Below are 4,959 nucleotides of genomic sequence, written 5' to 3'. Positions count from 1 at the left end.
GGGGCGGGGGGGGGTGGGGCCCCGGGGCGCTGGCCCCGGGCCCGCGTCGATGAACGCGGCCGTCGCGTCCGGATTCGTGATCGGCAGCATGTGGCCGCCCTCGACCAGTTCCAGGCGCGCTCCACGCACCTTGTCCGCGAGCGCCTGGCCGTGCGCCCGCCAGTCGAGGATGCGGTCGTCCTTGCCGTACAGGATGCTGACGGGAAGCTGCAGTTCGCCGTAGCGCGTCTCCTGCGCGGGCAGGCAGTCGGGGAGCGCGCGCAAGTCGTCGGACGCCGCCAGGAACGCGCTGGGACGCAGGCCAAGCAGGCCGCCGCCGCGCGTCGCGAAATCCGCCGGCACGGCTTCCGGGCCGAACACCTGGTCCAGGGCCACGCGGCTGTTCTTGATCGACGCGGGAATCGCGAGGGTCCATGCGACGATATTGCGCCACGTCGGCGACAGGATCGTCAGCCCTTGGAACACGGGCGGTACGTGCTCCTGCATGTGCGTCAGCGGCGCGACCAGCGCGAGGCCGCCCACGCGGTCCGGATGGCGCAGCGCGAGCGCGAGGGCGAGCGCACCGCCCAGCGAGTGACCCACGACGAGCGGACGCTCCAGTCTCAATTGTTCGATCAGCGCGGCGAGCATGGCGGCCTGCGTGTCCAGGTCGGCCGCCGTGCCGGGCGCGCGCGTGGAAAAGCCGGAGCCGGCGCGGTCGACGGCGACCATGCGGTAGCGCCCGGCCAGCCGGTCCGTCACGCCGTACGTGTAGTGCGCGAGCTGGCCAGCAAGGCCGTGCACGAGGAGCAGCGGGGGCAGGTTCGGATCGCCGCCGTCGAATTCCTGGATGTGCAGGCGCGCGCCGGGCACGTCGACGAAGCGGCCCTGCGGCGGCAGCACGGCTTCGACCTTGCGCGCGGTCCACAGCGTGAACAGGAAGGCCACGAACACCGGTAACGCGAGGACGGCGAGTAGTATCAGGACGAGAGTCATCGTTCGATCGCTTTCTTGAGGAGGTTCCGGTCACCGATGGGGTTCAAGGCAGGGCGCCTTTGCGGCCGAAACGCAGGACGCCGTCCGCGATACGGCCGAAGCGGATCGTCAGCATGTCCTGCACATAGTTCTGGTAGACCTGCCACGGCTTGCGCGAGCCCTGCTGCGGCAGCTCGGCGCGGGCGCGCAGTACGTAGCCCGAGGTGAAACCGAGGAACGGTTCCGGTTCGACGCCCGGTTCCCGGTGCACGACGGCGACATCCTGGCCCTCGCGGTCCATGTGGCGCAGCAGGCGCACGACCCAGGCGGCCGTCAGGTCGGCCTTCAGCGTCCACGACGCGTTCGTGTACCCGAACGTCATCACGCAGTTCGGCAGGTCGGACAGCATCATGCCCTTGTACGACATCGCGCCGTTCGGACGGAACGGCTTGCCGTCCACGGTGATGGCGATGCCGCCCAGCAGCTTGATCCTGAGTCCCGTCGCGAGCACGACCACGTCGGCGGGCAGCACCCTGCCGGATTCCAGCAGCAGGCCTTCTGGAGTGAAGCGCTGGATGCGGTCGGTCGCCACGCTCGCACGGCCCGTGCGGATCGCGCGGAACAGGTCGCCGTCGGGCACGACGCAGACGCGCTGGTCCCACGGCTTGTAACCGGGCGTGAAATGGGTGTCGACGTCGTAGCCCGGGCCCAGCTGGTGGCGGGCCATCTCGACGATCTTGCGTTTCGCGAGCTCCGGCTGCGACCGTGCGACGCGGTACAGCAGCATGCTCTCGACGATCACGCGCCAGCGCGTCAGCGCGTACGCGGCGCGTGCGGGGAGCCAGCGGCGCAGGCGCTGCGCGAAACCGTATTCGGACGGGCGACTCACGACATAGGTCGGGGAGCGCTGCAGCATCGTCACGTGGGCGGCGTCCTGCGCCATCGCGGGCACGAGCGTCACGGCCGTGGCCCCGCTGCCGACGACGACCACGTTCCGGCCCCGGTAATCCAGGCCGGCGGGCCAGAACTGCGGCTGCACGATGCGGCCGGCGAACGCGTCCTCGCCGTCGAAGCGGGGGCGGTATGCCTCGTCGTAGCTGTAGTAGCCGCTGCACATGTAAAGGAAACGGGTGCGCAGCCACACGCGCCGGCCGCCGTGCTCCGCCTCCACCCGCCAGTACGCGTCAATGCTCGACCACTGTGCGCCGACGACCTTGTAGCCGTAGCGGATGTGGCGGTCGATGCCGTTGTCGCGCGCCGTCTGCGCGATATAGCGCCGGATGGATGGCCCGTCCGCAATCGCCTTGCCTTCAGTCCAGGGCTGAAACGCGTAACCGAGGGTATACATGTCGGAGTCCGAGCGCACGCCGGGATAGCGGAACAGATCCCACGTGCCGCCGAGCGCGGCGCGTGCTTCCAGGATGGCCCAGGCCTTGCCGGGGCAGCCCCGCTGCAGGTGCCAGGCGGCGCCGATGCCGGACAGGCCGGCGCCGACGATGAGGACGTCGAAAAAGGGCTCCGCGGCGGCTTCTGTCATGGCGTGTGTCGTTGTGTATGGAATACGACTGACACTGTAGATTGTCACATATTGATAAGCAACGTTCTGTGCGAAAATAGAAGGATGCCTCCAGAAACTTCACAACCTGCCCGGCCCTATCGCGGCGTCCCGCAAGACGAACGGCGTGCGCAGCGGCGCGCGCAACTGATCGCGGCGGCCGTCGCCGTGTATGGCGAGCGCGGCTACCGCCAGTCGACCGTCAAGGCCGTCTGCGAGGCCGCCGCGCTGACCGAACGTTATTTTTACGAATCCTTCGCGAACAGCGAAGAGTTGTTGATCGCCTCGTTCAACGCCGTCACGTACGGCGTGCTGGGCGAGCTCACCGAAGCGGCCCAGCAGGCCGGCCGCAGCCGGGTCGCGCGGGCCCGTGCGATGCTGCATACGTATTTCGCGGCGCTGCAGCGCGAGCCCCGTTCGGCGCGCGTGTTCCTGGTCGAGATCCGCGGCGTCAGCCGGGCCGTCGACAAGGCGTTCGATGCCGCGCTGCGCGCCATCGGCGAACAGGTCGGCCGCTACGTCGTGCCGCCCGGCGTGCCGGCCGATCCGCTGCTGGAAGCGGGCATCGTCGGCGGCGTGATCCACATCGCGCTGCGCTGGATCGAGGACGGGTACGCGCCGGACATCGAGATCGTCACCGACAGCGCGTTACGCCTCGGGATGGTGCTGGGACGGGCGCCGGTGCGGCGGACTGTGGGCAACTGAGACACCGTCGTTCCCGCGCACGCGGGAACCCATGCCGATGCGCCGAAGTTGTACCGCCAAGCGCCTGCAGCATCTTTCATTTACGGGATTCTGTAGTTCAGTATGGGTTCCCGCTTTCGAGGCTGTCGCAATACTAAATAGTTGCACTGCGGAGCTTGATGCCTGCATCGAGTTCCGCGGGCAGCAGGAAATCGAAAGTTCGTGTCGCTCGTTTGGCGAATTGGCGTCTCAAAGATAAGAGTAGCCGCTGGAAGGCCGATGGATCGACGCAAAGGCACTTCAGCAGTGCTACGGCCCGCGCCAGGTTGTAAGCAAGGACATGCAACCCAAACTCACGGGTCACGCCGGCCATGCCACGGCGGCGAAAGCGATTGAGTCCCTGTTGCGCGCGTAGATAGCCGAACACAGGTTCCACCATCGCTTGCCGTTTGGAGAAGATAGCCCGCGCCTTGGGCTGGCGCATGACGGCACGCAGCGCATCGCGTTGCTCGTCTTCGGCATGGCGCCTGATTTCCCGTCTCTTGGTCTTCGTGCACTGCGCTCGCTTGGCGCAGTTTTCGCATGCGCGGGTCGTGTACAGTCGAAATTCGCGTGTCTTGTCCGTGCCGGGATAAATCTTGATCAGGCCAAGAGTCTGGCCAGCTGGGCAGCGGTAGGTGTCGGTCGACGCGTCGTACTCAAAGCTGCTCTTCGCGTACACGCCGCCCTTGCCGGTTTTGATTTCTTCGGGATCCTGTCCATCCGAGCAAAGCATGCTGATGTCGCGCTCCAACGTCGCGGCAATCACGCCATCGTCGAAATAACCGCCATCGAGCAGCAGCTCCTTTGGCTGCTCGCCGACGACGCGACCACTTTGGTCGAGCATGGCGCCGATGACTTTCGTTTCGCTCGACGCGTCCACCGCCATCGCCGTGATGATGCGGCTTTCATTGGCGAGAATGGATGGCTTGTACGAGGCGGCGCTGCCCCTGCCACGCTTGAGGCGCTGCACCGGTGCCTCTGGCTCGGTCGGACTCACTCGCAACGTGGTGGTGCTTCTGCTGCTGCGTTTGCATGCCTGCTCACGCTCCTTGTATGTCTTCAGGCATTCATCGCTGAGTTCAGCGTTGCGCTGCGCATCAGGATCGTCTGGAGACTCAGCCAGCTTGCGCCGGGCTGATTCAGCACGTTCTTTCAAAGCTTCTTCGCGCAGCAGTTTGTAATGGGAGCAGGCGGCCTCGATCACTGTGCCATCTCCTGCCAGGCGATGACTGCCCGCCCCAGTTTTCTTTAAGATCCTGCGCGTGAGCGATTCGAAAACCTGCGTAAGCAGCCCCTCGTGCATGACGATGAAACGGCCGATGTTCGCGTGGTCCGGTGCAATCCCCCCCGTCACCCACATACAGCCCAGATCCAGTCGCGAAAAACGCTCCAGCTCACGAAGGGAATGATGACCATGCATGATGCCGAACAGGATCAATCCCAACATCGCTCGTGGTGAATAGGGCGCGCGCCCAACGGCGCTATAGCGCTCTTCGAAAGGCTTCCAGTCTTCGCCGTCGAGCAGCTCGGCTACGACGAACGGCGCCTTTTGCGAAGCCTCTTTGAGGTATTCCTCGAGCCGAACCGGCCCAATGAAGATCTTGCCGGGATCACCCGAAATGAACCGAGGGCCGCGCGGGGGGGGCCGGGGGGGGGCCCCAGGTTTTTTGAAATTGGGGGGGCCGGGAAAAAAAAAAAAAAGCCAAAATGGGGGGGGGGGTTTT

General features: G+C 65.9%; 4 protein-coding genes. 1 reads left to right on the top strand and 3 read right to left on the bottom strand.

All coding sequences use genetic code 11. The features are described 5' to 3' along the window. Together ACEN88_RS24235 and ACEN88_RS24230 are read right to left on the bottom strand one after the other, a co-directional pair. The coding region (locus tag ACEN88_RS24235) for an alpha/beta fold hydrolase (protein WP_413343775.1) at positions 1 to 975 on the bottom strand (975 nt) is incomplete at its 3' end. A 43-nt stretch (positions 976 to 1,018) separates the two neighbouring features. Beyond that, the gene (locus tag ACEN88_RS24230; protein WP_413343773.1) at positions 1,019 to 2,491 is read right to left on the bottom strand and encodes a flavin-containing monooxygenase; all 1,473 of its coding nucleotides are present in this window, start codon (positions 2,489 to 2,491) and stop codon (positions 1,019 to 1,021) included. An 84-nt stretch (positions 2,492 to 2,575) separates the two neighbouring features. On the opposite strand from ACEN88_RS24230, the gene ACEN88_RS24225 reads away from it, so the two are divergent. After that, on the top strand, positions 2,576 to 3,214 hold the full coding sequence (locus ACEN88_RS24225) for a TetR/AcrR family transcriptional regulator (protein WP_413343771.1): 639 nt from the start codon (positions 2,576 to 2,578) through the stop codon (positions 3,212 to 3,214). Between the two features lie 133 nt (positions 3,215 to 3,347). Here the strand turns inward: ACEN88_RS24225 and ACEN88_RS24220 are convergent. Then, positions 3,348 to 4,959, bottom strand: a 1,612-nt coding sequence (locus ACEN88_RS24220) for a transposase (RefSeq protein WP_413343769.1), incomplete at its 5' end; no start/stop codon positions are given.

Origin of the sequence: Massilia sp. CT11-108, assembly GCF_047302915.1 — a bacterium.
GTDB lineage: Bacteria > Pseudomonadota > Gammaproteobacteria > Burkholderiales > Burkholderiaceae_D > Telluria > Telluria orientalis.
The sequence above is the reverse complement of the archived record's forward strand: the minus strand, read 5'-3'. Positions and strand labels throughout refer to the sequence as shown.